Source organism: Arthrobacter sp. FW306-04-A (assembly GCF_044358315.1).
Lineage (GTDB): Bacteria > Actinomycetota > Actinomycetes > Actinomycetales > Micrococcaceae > Arthrobacter.
Genome location: NZ_CP084559.1, coordinates 2,535,626 through 2,555,297, shown reverse-complemented (window position 1 = coordinate 2,555,297; position 19,672 = coordinate 2,535,626). Strand labels below are relative to the sequence as shown.

The 19,672-nt window shown below is 63.3% G+C and carries 20 protein-coding genes; 7 read left to right on the top strand and 13 right to left on the bottom strand.

All coding sequences use genetic code 11. The annotated features are described in order from the left end of the window. Window positions 1-18: 18 nt before the first annotated feature. Window positions 19-1,128 carry a YhcG family protein gene (locus LFT43_RS11710; RefSeq protein ID WP_395796963.1) on the bottom strand — a complete coding sequence of 370 codons (1,110 nt, stop codon included), beginning with the start codon at window positions 1,126-1,128 and terminating at the stop codon, window positions 19-21. A 188-nt stretch (window positions 1,129-1,316) separates the two neighbouring features. Between LFT43_RS11710 and LFT43_RS11705 the strand changes: the two genes are divergently transcribed. The 4 genes from LFT43_RS11705 to LFT43_RS11690 all read left to right on the top strand — a co-directional run bounded on the left by LFT43_RS11705 (window position 1,317) and on the right by LFT43_RS11690 (window position 5,697). After that, a complete protein-coding gene (locus LFT43_RS11705) occupies window positions 1,317-1,511 on the top strand; it encodes a DUF1918 domain-containing protein (protein WP_184735479.1) in 195 nt (64 codons plus the stop codon). Window positions 1,512-1,694: 183 nt separating this feature from the next. Continuing rightward, window positions 1,695-2,498, top strand: coding sequence for a thioesterase family protein (locus LFT43_RS11700; protein ID WP_395796961.1), 804 nt, complete (start codon window positions 1,695-1,697; stop codon window positions 2,496-2,498). Beyond that, on the top strand, window positions 2,498-3,274 hold the full coding sequence (locus tag LFT43_RS11695; RefSeq protein WP_395796959.1) for a biotin/lipoate A/B protein ligase family protein: 777 nt from the start codon (window positions 2,498-2,500) through the stop codon (window positions 3,272-3,274). Before LFT43_RS11700 ends, LFT43_RS11695 begins: the two co-directional genes overlap by 1 nt. Window positions 3,275-3,378: 104 nt before the next feature. After that, the gene (locus LFT43_RS11690; protein ID WP_395796957.1) at window positions 3,379-5,697 is read left to right on the top strand and encodes an FdhF/YdeP family oxidoreductase; all 2,319 of its coding nucleotides are present in this window, start codon (window positions 3,379-3,381) and stop codon (window positions 5,695-5,697) included. Window positions 5,698-5,720: 23 nt separating this feature from the next. Here LFT43_RS11690 and LFT43_RS11685 read toward each other — a convergent pair whose 3' ends face one another. The 4 genes from LFT43_RS11685 to LFT43_RS11670 all read right to left on the bottom strand — a co-directional run bounded on the left by LFT43_RS11685 (window position 5,721) and on the right by LFT43_RS11670 (window position 8,565). After that, complete coding sequence (locus LFT43_RS11685; RefSeq protein ID WP_395796955.1) at window positions 5,721-6,380, bottom strand: MBL fold metallo-hydrolase; 660 nt, start codon at window positions 6,378-6,380, stop codon at window positions 5,721-5,723. Continuing rightward, on the bottom strand, window positions 6,377-7,462 hold the full coding sequence (locus LFT43_RS11680; RefSeq protein WP_395796953.1) for an S-(hydroxymethyl)mycothiol dehydrogenase: 1,086 nt from the start codon (window positions 7,460-7,462) through the stop codon (window positions 6,377-6,379). Before LFT43_RS11680 ends, LFT43_RS11685 begins: the two co-directional genes overlap by 4 nt. A gap of 233 nt (window positions 7,463-7,695) precedes the next feature. Beyond that, window positions 7,696-7,953 carry a mycoredoxin gene (locus LFT43_RS11675; protein WP_395796951.1) on the bottom strand — a complete coding sequence of 86 codons (258 nt, stop codon included), beginning with the start codon at window positions 7,951-7,953 and terminating at the stop codon, window positions 7,696-7,698. Window positions 7,954-8,175: 222 nt separating this feature from the next. After that, window positions 8,176-8,565: a hypothetical protein gene (locus tag LFT43_RS11670; protein ID WP_395796949.1), complete on the bottom strand. Its 390-nt coding sequence runs from the start codon at window positions 8,563-8,565 to the stop codon at window positions 8,176-8,178. Window positions 8,566-8,770: 205 nt separating this feature from the next. Here LFT43_RS11670 and LFT43_RS11665 point away from each other — a divergent pair, with 205 nt between their 5' ends. Continuing rightward, window positions 8,771-9,976 carry an MFS transporter gene (locus tag LFT43_RS11665; protein ID WP_395796947.1) on the top strand — a complete coding sequence of 402 codons (1,206 nt, stop codon included), beginning with the start codon at window positions 8,771-8,773 and terminating at the stop codon, window positions 9,974-9,976. 2 nt (window positions 9,977-9,978) lie between these two features. Here LFT43_RS11665 and LFT43_RS11660 read toward each other — a convergent pair whose 3' ends face one another. The 3 genes from LFT43_RS11660 to trxB form a co-directional block, all read right to left on the bottom strand. Then, window positions 9,979-11,226 carry an APC family permease gene (locus LFT43_RS11660; RefSeq protein WP_395796945.1) on the bottom strand — a complete coding sequence of 416 codons (1,248 nt, stop codon included), beginning with the start codon at window positions 11,224-11,226 and terminating at the stop codon, window positions 9,979-9,981. Between the two features lie 86 nt (window positions 11,227-11,312). After that, window positions 11,313-12,563 carry an Nramp family divalent metal transporter gene (locus tag LFT43_RS11655; protein ID WP_395796943.1) on the bottom strand — a complete coding sequence of 417 codons (1,251 nt, stop codon included), beginning with the start codon at window positions 12,561-12,563 and terminating at the stop codon, window positions 11,313-11,315. A gap of 97 nt (window positions 12,564-12,660) precedes the next feature. Beyond that, complete coding sequence (trxB, locus tag LFT43_RS11650; protein ID WP_395796941.1) at window positions 12,661-13,638, bottom strand: thioredoxin-disulfide reductase; 978 nt, start codon at window positions 13,636-13,638, stop codon at window positions 12,661-12,663. A 152-nt stretch (window positions 13,639-13,790) separates the two neighbouring features. Here trxB and LFT43_RS11645 point away from each other — a divergent pair, with 152 nt between their 5' ends. Beyond that, window positions 13,791-14,309 (top strand): GNAT family N-acetyltransferase, encoded by a 519-nt coding sequence (locus tag LFT43_RS11645; RefSeq protein WP_395796939.1) that lies wholly within the window; start codon window positions 13,791-13,793, stop codon window positions 14,307-14,309. Window positions 14,310-14,381: 72 nt separating this feature from the next. On the opposite strand, the gene LFT43_RS11640 is transcribed toward LFT43_RS11645, so the two are convergent. The 3 genes from LFT43_RS11640 to LFT43_RS11630 form a co-directional block, all read right to left on the bottom strand. Next, window positions 14,382-14,969: a TMEM175 family protein gene (locus tag LFT43_RS11640; protein ID WP_395796937.1), complete on the bottom strand. Its 588-nt coding sequence runs from the start codon at window positions 14,967-14,969 to the stop codon at window positions 14,382-14,384. Between the two features lie 151 nt (window positions 14,970-15,120). Then, window positions 15,121-16,164 carry an NAD(P)-dependent alcohol dehydrogenase gene (locus tag LFT43_RS11635; RefSeq protein WP_395796935.1) on the bottom strand — a complete coding sequence of 348 codons (1,044 nt, stop codon included), beginning with the start codon at window positions 16,162-16,164 and terminating at the stop codon, window positions 15,121-15,123. A 180-nt stretch (window positions 16,165-16,344) separates the two neighbouring features. Then, window positions 16,345-17,916, bottom strand: a complete 1,572-nt coding sequence (locus LFT43_RS11630) for a CehA/McbA family metallohydrolase (protein WP_395796933.1) — start codon at window positions 17,914-17,916, stop codon at window positions 16,345-16,347. 205 nt (window positions 17,917-18,121) lie between these two features. Between LFT43_RS11630 and LFT43_RS11625 the strand changes: the two genes are divergently transcribed. Continuing rightward, the gene (locus tag LFT43_RS11625) at window positions 18,122-18,382 is read left to right on the top strand and encodes a hypothetical protein (RefSeq protein WP_395796931.1); all 261 of its coding nucleotides are present in this window, start codon (window positions 18,122-18,124) and stop codon (window positions 18,380-18,382) included. 53 nt (window positions 18,383-18,435) lie between these two features. On the opposite strand, the gene LFT43_RS11620 is transcribed toward LFT43_RS11625, so the two are convergent. Further along, on the bottom strand, window positions 18,436-19,293 hold the full coding sequence (locus tag LFT43_RS11620) for an SPFH domain-containing protein (protein WP_395803032.1): 858 nt from the start codon (window positions 19,291-19,293) through the stop codon (window positions 18,436-18,438). A 143-nt stretch (window positions 19,294-19,436) separates the two neighbouring features. Continuing rightward, window positions 19,437-19,622, bottom strand: coding sequence for a hypothetical protein (locus LFT43_RS11615; RefSeq protein ID WP_395796929.1), 186 nt, complete (start codon window positions 19,620-19,622; stop codon window positions 19,437-19,439). Window positions 19,623-19,672: the final 50 nt, after the last annotated feature.

Genomic DNA, 19,672 nt, shown 5'->3' with positions numbered 1-19,672 from the left:
GTGTTTTGACCGACGTGGTCAGTGTGGGATCGGTTCGTCAGCCAGTTCCGCCTCGAGGAGCTCGATGCTCGGCAGGCTTGAAGCGAGCTCCTCTGGCAACGATTCAATGATTTTGCTTTGCCATTCCGAGACACCGATGGGCAGGTTGATTCCCCGCAGCGCGTACTCGGCCACCACATTGTTCTTCTCCTTGCAGAGCAGGAGGCCGATGGTCGGCTTGTCATCGGGATGCGCCAGCAGATCGTCCACGGCGGACATGTACATGCCTAGCTGGCCGACAAATCCGGGTTCGAACTTCACGGCCTTGAGCTCGATCACAACATAGCAACGGAGCTTCAAGTGATAGAAGAGGAGATCGGCGAAGAACTCATCGCCGTTGATCTCCAACCGGACTTGCTCGCCGACGAAGGCGAAACCTTGGCCCAGTTCCAGGAGGAACTTCTCCACATGCTGCACGAGTTGAAGCTCCAGTTCCCGCTCGCTCCGGCGGTCAGTCATCGCGACGAAGTCGAAAACGTATGGGTCCCTGGTGGCTTGTTGAGCAAGGTCCGAGTCCGCCGGCATCATGGTGGCCTTGAAGTTGGTAATCGCTTGCCCGGAGCGCTCATGGAGGCGGGTTTCAATCTGATGGGCAAGAACGTTGCGCGACCATCCGTGTTCGACGGCGGCCGCTGCGTACCAGAGGCGGGTCGCGGCGTCGTCGAGCTTCTCAAGCAGTGCGATCTGGTGGTACCAGGGCAATGTTGCAAGCGGCGCTTGCAACATTGGGAACTCCGGCCAAGCTTGCGCGAAAGTCTTCATGTAGCGAAGGTTCCTTGGCGAGAATCCCTTCGAACCAGGAAACCGGGATTGTATGTCCGCCGATAGTCGGGTGACGACTTTCGAGCCCCAGCCTTGCTCGGATTCCCGTTGTGCCAGTTGCCGGCCGATGGACCAATAGGAGGCGAGCAACGCCCTGTTGGCTGCGGAGATGGCCCGTGAACGTCCCGTGCTGACTTCCTTGGAGACACTTGCGAGCAGCTCGGGGTACCAGTCCGGCATCGAGGTGCGCGCCGGCGGAGCCGCGAACGACGCCGCTGCTGCCGCCGACGTCGCGGTTTGTTCCGGTCTCAGTTCTTGACTTTGCACTGGCGATCCCTCTTTTATGGCGACCATGTACGTCGATGTGGTTCGGCGACAATTTCGTCAAACGTATGGGAGAGGACTGACAATTCATGAGCTGCGACCTGCCACCGCCCGGCTAATTGGATGGGCCACCTGCAAGCTGTTCCCACGGCAGCCCAACACTCGTAATCTGATCCTGGGAGGTGGTTCCTGTGGAAGCAGCCCAGGGAGATCGGATCATCATTCATGGCAGAACCGTCGGGGCATCCGACCGGCATGGCGAGATTATAGAAGTCCGCGGTGCCAATGGCGCGCCGCCGTACTTCGTTCGCTTTGACGACGGGCACGAGACCATTTTGTATCCGGGTGGCGACTTCACCGTCGACCACACGGGAAGGGCAACCTAACCCCGGATCGTCCGTCTTCACGGGTGAGATAAGGTAAGACTTCCCCTTTGGGGGCAGTCCTCCTGGCCCGCGCCCTTGCCGGGCTTGCTGTCTGCTTGGTCATTTGCCGTCGACGTCGGACGGCTGTGGCGCAGACGATACAGTGGTCTGAGTTCCACTACCGGACCGGCGAAAGGGCAGGCGTTGAGTATTGAACTTCCGGACCTTGCGGAAGGCGACTTCTACTACGAATCGCTCGGAGATGGGCGGTTTCGCTCCACGATTCACGCCCAGGGCGCGTGGAATCCGCACGAGCAGCACATGGCGCCGGCCTCGGGGATCCTGGCTGATGCCTTGCTCCGCCATGAGCCCCGCGACGACGTCCGCATGGCGCGCCTCAGCTACGAAATCCTGGGACTGATCCCGGGCGGCGAGTTCGAGATCACCACCAGCACGCTCCGCCCCGGCCGGACGATTGAACTGATCCAGGCGGAACTCGCGGCGGCAGGCCGCGTGGCCATCCGGGCCACCGCCTGGCGGATGGCCACCAGCGACACGAGTGCAGTGGCCGCGATAGAAGACGTGGCCATGCCGGCCCCGGATGAATGCAAACCCTGGGACGGTTCGAACGTGTGGCCCGGCGGCTACATCCGGTCCCTGGAAATGCGGATCGCGGAAGGACACCGGGCAGGCTCGGGCAAAGTCTGGATCCGAACCGAGCACCCGCTGACTGATGCGGCCGACAGCCGCGATCTCGCGAGGCTCGTGGGACTCGTGGACACTGCCAACGGCATCGCCGCCCGCGTTTCACCCGGGAAGAACAGCTACGTCTTCCCCAACCTCGATCTCCAAGTCCACATGTACCGTGAACCCGCGGGGGAATGGCTGGGCTTGGACAACATGGTCTCCTTCGGGAATGACGGCATCGGCCTCACCTCCACGGTGCTCCACGACATCAGCGGCCCTTTCGGCCGCGCGGAGCAGATCCTCACCCTGAGGAAGGGCTGATGGCCGAGGAATCCGCCGAAGCGCACCACACGCTGACGGTAGTGCGGCAGGAAGAATCGCTCGGCGTCGCTGACGACCTGGATTTCGGGATCGAGCTCCTGAACCGGGCCCGACGGGGGCAGTTGGCGCCAACGCTCCGCTTGTACCGGCCCCGCCCCACGGTGGCGTTCGGGCAACGCGACGCCAAATTGCCAGGATTCCAAGCCGCATCCGAGGCTTGCCGGGACCTGGGGTTCGAACCACTGATCCGCAAGGCAGGGGGAAGGGCTGCGGCCTACCATCGCGGCACCTTGGTGATAGACCACGTTGAGCCCCACGCAGACGCCATTGCCGGAGCCAAGGCCCGTTTTTCATTCTTTGGCGGGCTCCTCGCGGGCGCACTCCGTCGCGTAGGCGTGCAAGCCGCCGTCGGGGAGATTCCGGGCGAGTATTGCCCGGGTGAGTTCAGCGTCCACGGCTTGGACCCGGATTTTCCGGCACACCAGATCAAGCTGATCGGCACCGCCCAGAGGGTAGTCTCCGGGGGATGGCTGTTCAGCTCGGTGATCGTCGTCGAGAACTCGGCGCCCATCCGCGAAGTCCTCACAGCCAGTTATGAAGCCCTCGGCTTGGAATGGGACCCTGCCACCGCCGGGGCCGCCAACGACCTCCTGCCGCAGCTGGACGTACCCACTGTGGTAGACGGCGTCGTCGGGGCTTACGCAGAGTACGCGGAACTGATCGACGGCGATTTCCAGAGCCTGCTCCCGATGTCGAGCACCCGTACGCCGTTGTAGACCGATACCGCCAGGACTACGCTTGAGGCCACAACCACGTGGTCCCGGGCGCTGCCTTCCACCCGGACCCGGGATGTGCCGCCCTCCTGAAGCGAGGTAGAGCAATGGACAAGAAGCCGCCCGTTGTCCACGATTCCGACGCGGAGCTCACAGTCGGTCCGCCCAAACGATCGGCCGCGGGCCTGCCCAGCCTGGTTGAATCGTTGCCGCATTCGTTGGGTCAAATGGGCCCGTCCCGCATGTGGAAGTCCCTGCGCGCGTTGAACCAGAAAGACGGCTTCGACTGCATGAGTTGCGCGTGGCCCGATCCTCCAGAGCGGAAGCTGGCCGAGTTCTGCGAAAACGGTGCCAAGGCCGTCGGGTGGGAGGCAGATCCGCTCAAAGTTCCGTCCGATTTCTGGGACGGGAACGACGTCGAATCCCTCGCCCAGCGCTCGGAATACTGGCTGGGACAGCAGGGCCGGCTGGTGGAACCCGTCTACAAACCGGCAGGTGCGGGCCACTACCGTCCCATCAGCTGGGACAATGCGTTCCGGATTGTGGCCCGTGAACTGAACGCGCTGGATTCGCCGGATGAGGCCACGTTCTACACGAGCGGACGGACGAGCAACGAAGCCGCGTTTGTCTACCAGCTCTTCGTGCGTGCCTTCGGGACCAACAACCTGCCCGATTGCTCCAACATGTGCCATGAGTCCACTGGACTGGCCCTCGGCGAGACGCTGGGCGTGGGCAAGTCCGCGGTCACCTATACCGACTTCGCCAAGGCGGATTTGATCATCATCATGGGCCAGAATCCAGGGACCTGCCATCCCAGGATGCTCACGGCCCTGGAAGAGGCCAAGCTCGCAGGTGCCAGCATTGTCGCCGTGAACCCGCTTCCGGAGGCCGGGCTCATCAACTTCAAGAACCCGCAACGTCCCCGCGGCCTGGTAGGCAAAGGAACGGACCTGGCAGACCAGTTCATGCAGATCCGTCTCGCAGGGGATATGGCGTTGCTGCAGGCTGTTTCCAAGCGGGTCGTGGAAGCAGAAGAAGCGGCACCCGGGGCCGTCCTGGACCACGCGTTCATCGAGGAGCACTGCCAGGGGCTCGCAGAGTTCAAAGCACACGTTGCATCCTTGGAGGAACGGGACGTCCTTGCCGCAACGGGCCTGAGGACCGCGGAAATCGACGAGCTTGCTTCCCGCTACCTGCGTGCCGAAAAAGTCATCATCACTTGGGCCATGGGCTTGACGCAGCACAAGAAGGCCGTGGCAACCATCAAGGAAATCGTCAACCTGCTCTTGCTCCGGGGAAACATCGGCAAACCCGGCGCCGGCCCGTCACCGATCCGGGGCCACAGCAACGTCCAAGGCGACCGCACCATGGGCATTTGGGAGAAGATGCCCGAGCCGTTCCTCAACGCCCTGCAGCGCGAATTCGGGTTCAACCCACCGCGGCAGCCCGGCGCCGATTCCGTGGACAGCATCCGAGGCATGCGGGACGGGCGGATCAAGGTACTCGTCGCGCTCGGTGGAAACCTGGTCCACGCGATGTCGGACACCACCGCGGCTGAAGCCGCGGTCCGCAAGACCCGGTTGTCCGTCCAGATTTCCACGAAGCTCAACCGTTCCCACGCCGTGGTGGGAGAGCAGGCGCTGATCCTGCCGACGATGGGCCGGACGGAAATAGACCGCCAGGCCAGCGGCGAGCAGTTTGTCACTGTAGAAGACACAGTCTGCGCCGTTCACCGTTCGGCGGGCAGGCTGGAACCGATCTCCGACAAGGTCCTGTCCGAAGTGGCGATCGTCTGCCGCATGGCCCGCGCGGTACTCGGCGACCGAGTTCCCGTTGACTGGCCGGGTTTCGAAAGAAATTACGATTCCATTCGTGAGCACATTTCCCACGTGGTGCCGGGTTTCGAGAACTTCAACCAGAAGGCACGGAACCGCGACGGTTTCGTCCTGCCGCATGGTCCAAGGGACGAACGGAAGTTTCCCACCGCCACAGGGAAGGCAATTTTCACCGTCAATGACCTTGAGACAATCCAGGTCCCGCCGGGGCGCCTGCTGCTCCAGACAGTCCGCGCCCACGACCAATTCAACACGACCACCTACAGCATGAACGACCGCTACCGGGGCGTGAAGAAGGGCCGCCTTGTGCTTTTTGCCCACCGTGACGACCTGGCCGATCTGGGCCTCGCCGACGGCGGCTATGTGGACGTCCACAGCGAGGCCGACGACGGCGTGGACAGGGTTCTGCGCCAGTTGCGGTTGATCGCGTACCCCACAGCCCGTGGATGCGTGACGGCCTACTACCCGGAGGCGAATGTCCTGGTCCCGTTGGATTCAACCGCCGAAGGCAGCAATACGCCGGCCTCCAAGTCTGTGGTGGTGCGCCTGGAACCAGCCGCACCACCGGACTTCGGCGCCAGCGCCCACTAGCGTTCCCACACGGGGCGACGCGCCTAGTGCCCCCGCGCGATCCATTCCCCAAGCTGGGGCGCCTCGGCTCCAACGGTGGTGGCGTCACCGTGGCCGGTCAACACCAGGGTATCTTCCGGCAACGTCAGGATCTTGGAGCGGATTGAGTCGATGATCGTGGGGAAATCGCTATAGGAACGCCCGGTGGCTCCCGGTCCGCCCTGGAACAGTGTGTCGCCACTGAAAAGGGTTCCTTCGCTTTCCAGATGGAAGGACACGGAACCGGGGGAGTGACCTGGTGTGTGGATGGCCCTTAGCCGGGTCCCTGCGACCTCAAAGATCTCGCCGTCGTTGATGTCGGCGTCGGGATCGGCATCAGGGTAAACCGCCTTCCAGAGCATCCAGTCGTCTCGGTGCAAGTGGACCGGCGCGTGGACGATGTCCCGGAAAGCTCCAGCGGAGCGGATGTGGTCGTCGTGGCCATGGGTGAGGAGGATGGCTTTGACCGTGCGGTCACCGATCGCCGCCGTGATGGCGGCCGGTTGGTGCGCGGGATCGATCACGATGCACTCGGCGTCGTCTCCAACGATCCACACGTTGTTGTCCACATCCCACGTGCCGCCGTCCAGCGAGAATGTACCGGACGTGACTACGCGCTCAACGCGGACAGTCTTGGTTTCGTTGGTCAGCGATTCATTCGTCACAGTTCGACCACCGATCGAAGGACTGATCCCGAGTGCATCTTGTCGAAAGCGTCCTCGATATCGGCGATGCCGATCCGCTCCGTGACGAAGGCGTCGAGATCGAGCTTGCCCTGGCGGTAGAGGCTGACGAGCATGGGGAAATCGCGGGAAGGCAAGCAGTCGCCGTACCACGAGGATTTCAGGGAACCGCCCCGGCCGAAGACGTCCAGCAGCGGGAGTTCGAGCGTCATTTCCGGCGTAGGAACGCCCACCAGCACCACCGTGCCGGCGAGGTCGCGGGCATAGAAGGCTTGCTTGTACGTTTCGGGGCGTCCGACGGCGTCGATCACCACGTCCGCGCCAAAACCGCCGGTGAGTTCGCGGATCTGTTCAACCGGGTCTCCTTGCGAGGAGTCCACCACGTGCGTGGCACCGAGCTCGCGTGCCCGGTCCAGCTTCTTGGCGTCAATGTCCACGGCAATAATGGTGGTGGCACCGGCCAGGGCAGCCCCCGCGATGGCGGCCACGCCCACGCCGCCGCAGCCGATAACGGCCACCGAATCGCCGCGCTTGACGCCGCCGGTGTTGATCGCGGCGCCCAGCCCGGCCATCACGCCGCAGCCCAGCAGGCCGACGGCGGCAGCATCGGCGTCGGGGTCGACTTTGGTACATTGCCCGGCGGCAACGAGGGTCTTCTCGGCGAAGGCGCCGATGCCGAGCGCGGGGGAGAGGACGGTGCCGTCCTCGAGCGTCATTTTCTGCGTGGCGTTGTGCGTGTTGAAGCAGTATTGTGACTGACCACGGTTGCAGGCGCGGCAATTGCCGCAGACTGCCCGCCAGTTCAGGATCACGCGGTCTCCGGGAACGATGTCCGTGACGTCCGGACCGACGGCGCTCACAACGCCGGTTGCCTCATGGCCGAGGAGGAAGGGGAAATCGTCGCTGATGCCGCCCAACTTGTAATGCAGGTCTGTGTGGCACACGCCGCTGGTCAGAATGTCCACCAACGCTTCGCCCGGGCCCGGGTCCGGGACGAGGATTGTTTCGAGGGTTACGGGCGCGCCCTTCGAGCGGACAATTGCCCCTTTGACTGCGTGGACCATGGAAAACTCCCCTGTGAGGTTCGTGGACCGCGGACGTCGTGTCCGAGTCTGATCTCAAACTGTCTATCACAGGGGCTGGATCCGTGACTAGGGTTGTTGCGCTTTGCGCGGCATGTTGCGTAGTGCGCTACGAAATCGGAAAGCCGGAAGATGAGCGCCCCGCGAACTGGCAGCAGATGACTTTGCCCGTTTTTGGGGGTGTCTGCTGCCAGTTCGCGCGAAGACGGGGCAAATCAGGCGGCGAGCCGGGACTCGACCTCGGCTGCCGAGGGGTTCGTGGCCGCGGTGCCGTCCGGGAACAGGACGGTGGGGACCGTCTGGTTGCCGCCGTTCAGCTTCTCCACGAGTTCGGCAGTGCCCTCGACCTCTTCGATGTTGATCTCCTTGTAGCCGATGCCCTTGGCGTCCAGCTGCTTCTTGAGGCGGTTGCAATAGCCGCACCAAGTGGTCGAGAACATGGTGATGGTGCCGGATTCGGGGGTGAAGTCCACGGATTTCTCCTGTCGTCTTTATTGGAACTACTCGCGTCAACGGTAACCCGGCGGGCACTATTCCTCCGCGCGCATGTGTCACATGACACGCAAAGGAGGGCTGGCTCAGACGGTCACCGTGCAGCCAGGTGTTCAGGACACATAAGCGGCGCGACGCATCGACAAGCGCAGCCGAAGAGATGAAATCGACGCGCGGTTCCGTAGGACAGTAGCAGTCCCGTCCTAAAGTGACTCTTCGACCGCGACGCCGGACTGGAACTCGCGGCCGTCAGCTTCACTGAAGGCGGTCATGACATGTCCCTTGCCAAGACCATTGATTGCAGAGAGGGGGAAATGGCCCGTGATGGTATTCCCGGAGTGCTCAACGCCCTTGAGGTCGTAGTTTTCTTCGGCGCTTTGGTCGTGGTTAAAGGAGAAGAACGCGATCGCCTCCCCGTTCATGAACTCGATGCCCAATCTTCGTTGAGAGGAATAATCCGGAGTCGCCGCGACCAGGCCCACAACAAAGGCGCCGGAACCAGGGATGTTGCCCTCGATCTCGAACTTGGCCACCAGCGTGGCTTCCGTGGCGGTGATGCTGGCCTGCTTCAGAAGTGCGTCATGGGTGCTCATGGCTCAATCCTGCTCTGTGCGCCTCCCGCCGTCCACCCCTGATTCGGGTTTTGTCGAAGCCGTTTCGCGGACCCGATCTGATCGGGCATGTTGCCGAAATCGGCCCTGACCAGCCGGGAGACTTGCCGATACAGGTACCGGCAGTGCCTCCCTCGCGGGCTGCAAGGACTCTAGGGTTGAGTGCGTGGATCACCGGAATGAAAGCATGAAGCGTTTGCTCGTCCCATCTGCGGCGCTTTTGTGGGGGCTCCAGTTCGCCTTCCTTAACCCCGCGCTGGCACTCCTGCTGGTGGCCCTTTTCGATGCCACTCCCGCCCAGGTGGGCTGGGTTCTTGCCGTCTACAATGCAGGCGGTTTCGTAGCCTCCCTCCTCGTGCCGGCCTACGCAGACCGCGCAAAGGACTATCTGCGACCCCTGTTGGCTTGCGGCATCCTGACCCTGGCCTTGTCCGCCCTCCTGGCGGTGAGCACTTCGCTGCCGCTCGCCGTCGTAGGCTTGATCGTCCTAGGAGGGCCAGCCGGGGTGGGCAGCTCACTCCTGTTCGCCCACCTGAAACACTCAGGTGCCGGAGCCGCGGACGTCATGAACACCCGCGCGATTGTCTCCTTCGCCTGGGTGGCAGGGCCGCCGCTGGCGACGTTCATCATGGGTGCTCTGGGCAATCGAGCCATCCTTCTCGCGCTCGGGGCGGTGGCAGTCCTCAATGTCGCCACGACCGCCGCCATGATTTCCCGACGGCGGGCCGCTACTGTTGAGGCCCGACTCAAGAGCGACGACCCCGACGACGGGCAACTGTTCTCAAAAACGGGGGTCGCCGCCGTCGTCCTGGGCTTTATCGCGCTGCAAGCCACCAATAGCGCTGCGGTGTCCATCATGGGTCTGTTTGTGACCCAGGGACTCGGCGTGGATGTCATCTGGGCGGGCATCGCGCTGGGCGTCTCGGCTGCACTTGAGATCCCCGCGCTCTTCCTGATCGGACGGCTGGCCCGCCGCTTCTCGAGCCGGGCGCTCATTGTCTCCGGATGCATCGCCGGAATCACTTATTACGCGGCTATGGCCTTTGTTTCCAACCCCGCCACCCTGATCGCGATCCAGGTTTTGAACGCCTGGTTCTTTGGGATTGTGGCGGGCGTAGGGTTGACGTTGTTCCAGCGCCTGATTCCCCGTCCGGGCTTGGCCTCGGGCTTGTACACGAACACCCGGCGCCTCGGCGCTATCGTCTCCGGCCCGATCATCGCTTTCGGTTCGACGACGGCGCTCGGCTATCAAGGCGTCTTCGCGGCCTGCGCTGCACTCACTGTCCTGGCCTTGCTTGTCATTGTGTTGGCTGGGCGGGCGCCCAAGCGAGTGCCTCCGAAGGAACGCCTCGCCGCAGCATCTGCAGGGCCGGCATCGGGCGCTCGTTCTTGACGCTATCGATTGAGCCTGACCGCCCGCAGGGCGATGCCGACGGCGAACATGAGCACGCCGACGCCCGCCGATAGCGGGGGGAGGGTGGCTACCAGGACCACGCAAGCCAAGGCCCCGAACACTTGGAGCGCTTTGGGGTATCGCCGGTCTGCGGGCGGCTGGGTGAACGCGGCAATATTGGCGACCAAATAGTAGATGAGCACGCCGAACGAGGAGAAACCGATCGCACCGCGCACATCGGCGACGGCGACAACAAGGCAGATCACAGCGGCCAGTGCGGCTTCGGCCCTGTGCGGGACGCGATAGCGCGGATGGACGGCGGCGAGCCAATGGGGTAGATCATGGTGCCGGGCCATGGCCAGCGTGGTCCGGCCCAAACCGGCGATGAGTGCCAGCAAGGCACCCAGGGCGGCGACGGCGGCTCCCACGCGGACCACGGGGACGGCCCATGACAAAATTCCGTTTCCGACGGCGGCAGTGAGCGGTGTTGGTGTACCTGCCACGCCGTCCGGGCCGAGGGCTGCGAGAAGGGTCACCGCAATGATGGCGTAAAGAATGACTGTGATGCCCAATGAGATCCCGATGGCGCGCGGGATTGAGCGCCGGGGGTCGCGGACCTCCTCTCCCATGGTCGCGATCCTCGCATAGCCCGCGAAGGCGAAGAAGAGCAGCCCGGCGGACTGGAGGATCCCGTACCAGCCGTGTGCAAGCAGCCCGTCCCCAAGAATCTTGGCCGACGCGGGGGCAGAGCCACCCCAGCACGCTGCCACGGCAATGGCGAGGGCCGCCAGTACGGCGAGTACCAGAATGCGGGTCAGGCCGGCCGTGCGCGTCACGCCGTGATAGTTCACGGCGGCAAGGACGACGACGGCGGCGATCGCCACAGGACGCTCCCACCCTGCGGGGGCGGCATAGGCAGCGAAGGTCATCGCCATGGCAGCGGCGCTGGCGGTCTTACCGATCACGAATCCCCACCCGGCCAAGTATCCCGACCACGGTCCCAGCCGCTCGCGCCCGTAAATATAGGTTCCGCCCGACGTCGGGTATGCGGCGGCGAGCTGGGCGGAAGACGTCGCGTTGCAGAATGCCACCGCGGCCGCGACCACGAGCCCAATCAGCAGTCCTGATCCTGCGGCGGAAGCGGCGGGAGTGAAGGCCGCGAATACGCCGGCGCCGATCATGGAGCCCAAACCAATCACGACCGCGTCAAAGGTGCCCAGCCGACGGGCCAGGGCCCGGGGGTTGCTCATGGGGGTTCTCCTTCGGCGCTCAGACCCAGCCTAAGTCCTGGGGTCCTCCCCGAAGTGCACGGCGCAATCGCGGCTGCCGGGAACGCCTAGGAGTGCCCCGTGATTGTCAGGACGATGAGGACACAGTTGAGGCCCACGATGAGTGCCGCGCTGGTCCACCCGGCAATCTTCAATGCAGTTGAATCAGTGTGGATGCCCATGACCTCGCGTTTGCCAGTGAGCCGAATCAGCGGAATCAAGGCAAAGGGAATGCCGAAGCTGAGCAGGACCTGGCTTAATACGAGTGCCAGGGTGGGTTCAATTCCCGCTCCGAGAATGATCAAGGCCGGGATCAATGTGACCATCCGGCGGGTCAGGAGGGGCACGCGGATCTTGAGGAGGCCCCCCATCACCGTTGCCCCGGCATAGCATCCAACGGACGTCGAGGCCAGGCCCGAGGCCAGCAGGCCTACGCCGAAAGCTACGCCGATGATTGGACCAAGCGCCGCGGTGACTGCGGCATGGGCTCCTGCGATGGTGTCAGTCCCTTCGACACCCCGCAGGCTGGAGGCGGCCAAAAGGAGCATGGCAATGTTCACAACCCCCGCCAGCATCAACGCCGCTGCGACATCCACCCGGGTTGCCCTGATGAGTTTTGTCCGCACCGCCGGATCTTGAGAGAAGCCATGCCTGTCACGGGCCAGGGCGGAATGTAGGTAGATGGCGTGCGGCATCACGGTGGCACCTAGCATGCTGGCGGCGAGGAGGACTGTGTCCGTGCCCTCGAAGCGCGGTACCAAACCTGCCAACACCCCTCCGGTCTCGGGCGGACTGACGAAGAGCCCCGAAACGAAACCGACGGCGATGACCGCCAAGAGCATCATGATGGCGTATTCGAAGGACTTTTGGCCCCGTGACGACTGGAGCGCCAGGAGCATCATGGATGCCAGCCCGATGATGACGCCTCCCATGAGAAGCGGCAGCCCGAAGAGGAGGTTGAGTGCGACGGCGCCGCCAATGACTTCAGCCATGTCAGTAGCCCCGGCAACAACTTCCGCCTGGACCCAATACAGCCTGCGGCGGTGTGTTCCCAGCCGCATGCCGAGGAGTTCGGGAAGGCTGTGGCCCGTGGCCAAACCGAGTTTCGCAGACTGGTATTGCACCAAGACCGCCATGATGTTCGCTGCAACCAAGACCCAAACGAGCAAGTAGCCATAGTTGGCACCGGCAGTCAGATTAGCCGCGACGTTTCCCGGATCCACGTAGGCGATCGCGGCCACGAAAGCCGGTCCCAACAAAAGTAGGCGGGGCCGCCACCGGGGCTTGCCGGCCGGTTGCACCGCAAGAGTGGTAGCCATGGTTTCCTCAACATCGGGGACACGAACATGATGAGGATACCGTTAAGTTAGGCGTACCGAAAAGTGGTTTTTAGGTATGGCTTGAGAAACGCACTACTCACGCGTGCGTGGGTTCCTCGACGAGGGCGGTGGCGATGCTGTCAGCATCCTCAAGTGCGGCGAGGTACCGCTCGGCATCCAGTGCGGCCGCGCAGCCTGTGCCGGCGGCCGTAATGGCTTGGCGGTAGCGGTGGTCCACCGCGTCACCGCAGGCAAAGACCCCGGAAAGGCTGGTGACCGTGGCGGGGGAGTCAACCTTGATGTAGCCTTCGGCGTCGAGATCCACCTGACCTGCAACAAGGTCCGTCCGAGGGACATGTCCAATGGCCACGAATATGCCTGTGGCCGCATGTTCGCGTGTTTCACCGGTGCGGGTGTCAGCCAGGGTCACGCCGGTGACCTTGGCGTCGCCGTGGATGGCGGTGATCGCCGAGTTCCAGGCGAAGTGGATTTTCGGATTGTCCTTGGCCCGCTGGGCCATGATCCGGGAGGCTCGGAGCTCTTCCCTGCGGACGACGACGGTCACGGTCTTCGCGAATCGGGTCAAGAACGTTGCTTCTTCCATGGCCGAATCGCCGCCGCCCACCACCACAATGTCCTGCTCGCGGAAGAAGAAGCCATCGCAGGTGGCGCACCAGGAAACGCCATGCCCACTGAGTCTCTTCTCCTCCGGCAAGCCAAGCTCCTTGTAGGCGGAGCCGGTCGCGAGGATCACGGCCAGTGCCTTGTGGGTATCGCGTGACCCGGTGACCACGCGCTTGAGGTGCCCGGCCAGCTGGACCTCAGTGACGTCGTCGAACACTATCCTGGCGCCGAACCGCTCGGCCTGCTCCTGGAGGCCCTCCATAAGCTCGGGTCCCTGGATGCCGCCGGGAAAGCCGGGGAAATTCTCCACTTCGGTGGTGTTCATCAACGCGCCGCCGGCGGTGACGGATCCGGCAAGGACCAAGGGATTCAGGCCCGCCCGGGCTGCGTAGATTGCCGCGGTGTATCCGGCAGGGCCGGATCCGATGATGATCAACTGTTCTTTGCTCATTGGGGGCTCCTGATGTGTCAACTTGGCGGAGGGGACGGCGGCGGGGACGAAGTAGTGTCTGCGGACCCCGGATCCAGCGGGTTCCATAGACAAGTGCAACAAGGACGGGGACTTCAATCAAGGGCTCGTAAATCAAAGTGCATAATAGGTGGATGTCTAGCGAAGCCGGAGCCGTCCTGATCCGGCCCATGAGTCCTGAGGATTGGCCCGAGGTCCGTGCGATCTTTACCGAGGGCATCGAGACCGGGCAGGCCACCTTTGAGGTGGCCGCCCCGGAGTGGGAGCATTTCAACACAAGCCGCCTTCCGGATCACCGCTTCGTAGCCGAAGTATCCGGTCGGGTGTTGGGGTGGACGGCCGTTTCCGCGGTGTCGGCCCGCCCGGCTTATGCCGGCGTCGTCGAACACTCCGTCTATGTCGCCGGGTCTGCGCGCGGGCGGGGCATCGGAAGCCTGCTCTTGCAAGCCCTGGCTGAGTCGACCGAACGGCATGGCATCTGGACCATCCAATCCAGCATTTTCCCCGAAAACCAGGCCAGCATCCGCCTTCACCAAGCGAATGGCTTCACCATCGTTGGCCGCCGTGAACGCATCGCGCGCATGAACGCGGGGCCCCTGGCCGGCCAATGGCGGGATACGCTGCTGCTTGAACGCCGCTCCCGCCGGGTCTGAGGTAGCGCGGCGAGTCCGTGCGAAGCGCCACTTGGTCCAAGATGCACTTTGTACGCGTTCCTACCACGCGGGTCAGTCTTGGTGTGCGCGGATGACAAAGTGTTCAACGCGGCGGTCCGGAACCAGCCAGATCAGCGCAACTACCGTGTAAGCGGCGACGGCGAGCAATGGATGCAGGAAGCAGAGGCCAAGACCAGCCAAGTAGATGAGGGGCGACGTCTTCCCCTTCCAGTCCCGGCCGAGCGCCCGAGCGAGCGCTCCTTGCCGCCCCTGCTGCCGGACCAGCGACTGCTGCAGGATGAAGTAGGCAATGGCCGCGCTGAGTAGGTTGAACCCGTAGGCGAGCACGGGGACCTCCATGAAGCCCGATTCATCCATCCATCGGGTGCTGAACGGGAAGAGCGAAATCCAGAACAACAGGTGCAGGTTTGCCCAGAGAATTCCGCCATTGACCCGATCCGCCAAGTGGATCATGTGGTGGTGATTGTTCCAATAGATCCCCACGTAGACGAAGCTGAGCAGGTAGCTAAGGAATGTCGGAAGGACACTCAGCAGGCCAGTCCAGGTTGGTTCCGCGGGAATCCGCAGTTCGAGCACCATGATGGTGATGACGATCGCGAGGACGCCGTCACTGAATGCCTCGAGCCGGTTCTTGTTCATCGAGTTGCCTTCATGGGGACATCATCGTTGGTGCGGACTCCCGTAGCCAAGGGATACTCGCCGGCAGCAAACGTCCCCACGAGGCACAAGCATGCGGCCGGAGCGACAATGCAAGTGCCTCGCAGGGACAATCGGGAGGGACGAATCAGGCCTAGCCCAGTGTGGACGTATCGATGACGAAGCGGTACCGCACGTCGGACGCGAGCACGCGCTCGTAGGCGTCATTGATCTTGTCTGCCGGGATGACCTCGATCTCGGCACCGAGTCCATGCTCGGCGCAGAAGTCGAGCATTTCCTGGGTCTCGCGGATGCCGCCGATCGCGGATCCGGCGAAAGAGCGACGTCCGGTAATGAGCGAGAACACGTTGACCGGGAGCGGCTCCGCGGGTGCGCCCACGTTCACCAAGGCGCCGTCGAGGGCCAGCAACTGAAGGTAGGAGCTGATGTCGATCGGGGCGCTGACGGTGTTGATGATCAGGTCGAAAGTGCCGGCGAGCGATTCAAACGTTGCCGGGTCGCTCGTGGCGTAGTACTGGTCTGCGCCCAAGCGCAGGCCGTCTTCCATCTTCTTCAAGGACTGGGACAACACCGTGACGTCGGCGCCCATGGCGTGTGCGAGCTTGACGGCCATGTGGCCCAGCCCGCCGAGTCCGACCACAGCGACCTTCTTGCCGGGACCGGCGCCCCAGTGCCGAAGCGGCGAGTAGGTGGTGATCCCTGCGCACAGCAGCGGAGCGGCGGCGTCGAGCTCTATTCCTTCGGGGATCCGTACGACGAAGTCCTCGGTCACCACAACGTGGGTGGAGTATCCGCCCTGGGTGATCGTTCCGTCGCGGTCGACGGCGCCATAGGTCCCGGTCATGCCCTTGAGGCAGTATTGCTCCTCGCCCTTGCGGCAGTTCCCGCATTCGCCGCAGGAGTTGACCATGCAGCCTACGCCTACCCGGTCGCCGACCTTGTGGCGGGTGACTTCGGCGCCGACTTCGGTGACAGTACCGGCGATTTCGTGGCCGGGGGCGAGAGGGTAGGACTGCGGTCCCCAGTCGCCGCGGACGGTGTGGATGTCTGAATGGCAGATGCCTGCGTATTTGATCTCGATCAGCACGTCGTGGGCGCCGACATCGCGGCGCTCAATGGTGGTCGGGATGAGGGACTCGCCCGCGGACGGGGCGGCGTAAGCATTCACGGTAAGCATGTTTCTCCTGTTTATGGACGGAGGATCGGTGTTCGCGGTGTCAGGCGCGACGGCCCATGGACCGGTTGGCTCTGGGTTTCAGAGCGACCCTATCCATCCAACAGGAGATTTCCGATGTGAGGGAGTCCCTGCTGGTAGGGGTACTGGCAGGGACTCCCTCAGAATCGGACCTGTTCGGGACTAGCTCTTACCGAGGAAGATCGGGTTGGTCAACGCTGCCATGGGGCCGAGCGGGAGGGTCGCGCCCATCTCAGTACCGCTGCCCGACGTACCGTCGGTCTTCGGGTGCCGGACTTCGACGCGCACATACGCCGCGAGCTGAGGGGTGGTGAGCCACGTGCTCGTGCCCTGGCCCGACGCGGGAAGCGTGACCTGCTGGGTCTGCCCTTCATCCGTGATGAAGCGCACGACGCCGTTCGGCACCCCTGCGATCTTCGCCGTCACCGTGACCGGAGCGTCTGCCGCGACGTCGAGACGATCGCCGACCGTCGCGCTCTTGCCTCCGGATGTCACCTTGAAGTCCACCGAGACGTCCGCGGACTCGGCGATCCAGTTCCGGCCATTGCGGATGCCGTCCAGCAATGCATCGCGGGACAATGCGGCGGCGTTGACCACGTTGTGGGGCCAACCGATGACCTGAGGGACGCTGTGTGCGTCGCTGTTGCCCATGGCTGGAAGCCATCGCCCGCCTGTACGCGCCGAGTGGGCCAGCATCGAGTCCCAGGTGTTGACAGAGTACTCGTCGTCCAGGGTCCACGGGCCCGTCCACACTTCGACCGCATCGGCGTCGTCATACCCGAACTTCCAGCGGCAGGCGACGTAGGGGCAATACGGGTGCGCCGGGACAACAATCCCGCCGGAGGCGTGGATCCGCTGGGCTTCCTTCTCGAATCCTTTGTCGCGGGCCCGGTAGCGCCAGTCGATCCACTCGCCGGGCTCCAGTCCGAGGGCGAGGTAGTGACCGTTGCGCGTGGTGACTTCCTCACCGGTGAGGATGAGCAGGTCATTGCCCGCGAGCGGTCCCCAGACGCCGTGCGACGCAGGTGTGTTGTGGTCCGTGGAGATCATGAAGTCGAGCCGCGCGGCGCGGGCGCCCGCTGCCACCTCTTCGGGGGTGCGCTTTCCATCGGAGTAGACCGTGTGCAGGTGCGCATCGCCGCGATACCAGCCTGCGCCGCGCCCGGCGATCTGCTGCGCCGGATACTGGGGTTTGAAGGGCGTGCCGTCCGGTCCATACTCGAGCGTGACATTCACGGTGTAGTCAAGGCCCTGTTCGGCCACCTGGTACGGGCCGAGAACAACGTTCCAGGTGCCCTTACCCACGGGTCCAGGCAGGTAGCCGGGCGTCGTCTCGCCGGCGCTGATGCTGAATTCCGTGCGGAAACCGCCCGACCAGCCACGGAAGCCCTTGCCGGCGATGTCCGTGCCCTTCTCATCGAAAATTCCGATGTCGCACGCGTTCCCGAGAAGTCCAGGGGACACCTGGGGCTTGTTGTAGGTGTACGAGACGCTGATCTTGTTGACGCCGGCCGGGACCTCGATCGGCAAATACACGAAGTCTGCGGCGCCCGGGTCCAGATGGCCCGTGATCGTCTTGGTCTTGCTGGTTCCGGTAGCGGCTGCCGCGAAGGACACCGGCGCCAAGGTCAAAGCTGCGCCTGTCAGAGCGGCGGCAAGAAAACCGCGCCGGGTTGCGGAGAAGGGGACATTTTCGCCCGAATGGGCTTTGCATGGTGAACTCACCGGTTCCATGTTGCAGACCGTTACTGAACAGTAGGCAACGGAACCAAGAACGCAGCATGAAACCACAGGCCGCAGCAAGCGGCGTCCATTTAGTGGAACGGCCTGATTGGACCCTTGCCACACACGATTCCCGGGCTTACTGTTCTTGGCACGCACCTACGGCTGGGGCGACGGCGCGAACCTTTCCCACGGACCGAACAGGACGGTGTTTTAGATGTGCGATATTCCGGGTTTGATCAGTCGCCTGGAGGCCCAGGATCTCGCTAGATTGCGGGAACTCGGCAGCGAACAGCCCTTGGAACCACAACTGATAGCCGCCATAGACTCCGCGGCTGGCGGGCCAGGGGAAGGACGTGGCTATTACGTGGTCAGTGGTTCCCTGTACCCGGTCGAAGCCAGGGACTACCACCTCCGGGAAGATGTAGCCGAAGCCGTGTATAAAGCGGACGACACTTCTGTAGACGTCACGGCCTGACCGGTCTCCTGTGCCGACAGGGTGTCGTTGCCCGCCTTGAGTGCGTCAGCGTTCTACCGGCTCATGCCCGGCGCTGCTACCTCGGTTCTGGCCGACGCTGATGCGTCGTCCACTGTGGGCGGTTGAACCGCTTTCGCCGAGGCCGCTTCCCGGGCAAGGAATGCTCCGAGTTCGTTGATGGTGCTCATCAACGGAGCCGGGAAGACCACCGTGGTGTTCTTGTCTACGCCGAGTTCCACCATGGTCTGGAGGTTACGCAACTGCAGCGCCAAGGGGTGGGCCATCATGGTGTCGGAGGCCCTGCCCAGTGCGGCTGCGGCGAGGGATTCGCCTTCTGCGGCGATGATCTTGGCGCGCTTCTCGCGCTCAGCTTCCGCCTGGCGGGCCATGGCGCGCTTCATGCTGTCCGGCAGTTGAATGTCCTTCAACTCCACCAATGTCACCTCGACGCCCCATTCCAAGGTCAGCCCGTCCAGGATCTGGCGAATATTGGCGTTGATCACGTCCGTTTCCGCGAGCGTTTCGTCCAAGGTGTGTTGCCCCACAACTTTTCGGAGCGTGGTTTGGGCGATTTGGTCGATGGCCGCGTGGATGTTTTCAATCGCGATGACGGACTTGATGGCGTCCACTACCCGGAAATAGGCAACGGCGGAAATGTCCACGCTGACGTTGTCCCGGGTGATGATGCCTTGGGACTGGATGGGCACGGTGACGATCCGCAGGGAGACCTTCCTCAGCCGGTCAACGAACGGGATGATGACGACGAGGCCGGGTAGCCTGACACGCTGGACCCTTCCCAGCCTGAACAGGACTCCGCGTTCGTATTGCGTGACGATGTGGACGGCCATCGCGAACCAGATGACCGCTACGACAATGAGCAGAATGAGAAGGGTGATGGAGTCCGCCGTCATAGCCACCTCAGGCTCCGTTCCTAGGCGCTGTTGAATTCATGGCGGTGAGACTTCGGGGAGTTGCAGTTCAGCTGAAACAAGAGCCGAGATGCCGCCGTAATGAAAGGAACGCCCCATCCAGGACATTCCTTTCACTTTTTGGGCTAGACCCTCTCGCGGGTCCGGTCGATTACCGGTTCCGGATCGTTCGTGAACTCACGGTGGCGGCGTGGGAAGGCCCAGAACGTGAAGTCCTTCGCGTCCACCTTGGGTTCAGGACGTTCCTCGGATTCCCGTGAGGCATCTTTCCTGGTGTCCCGCTGGAAATCCTTGTAGTACCCGTAGCACATCACTGACCTCCTTCTAGCGACTGCCCTTTAATCGTCCTCCCGATTCGGCA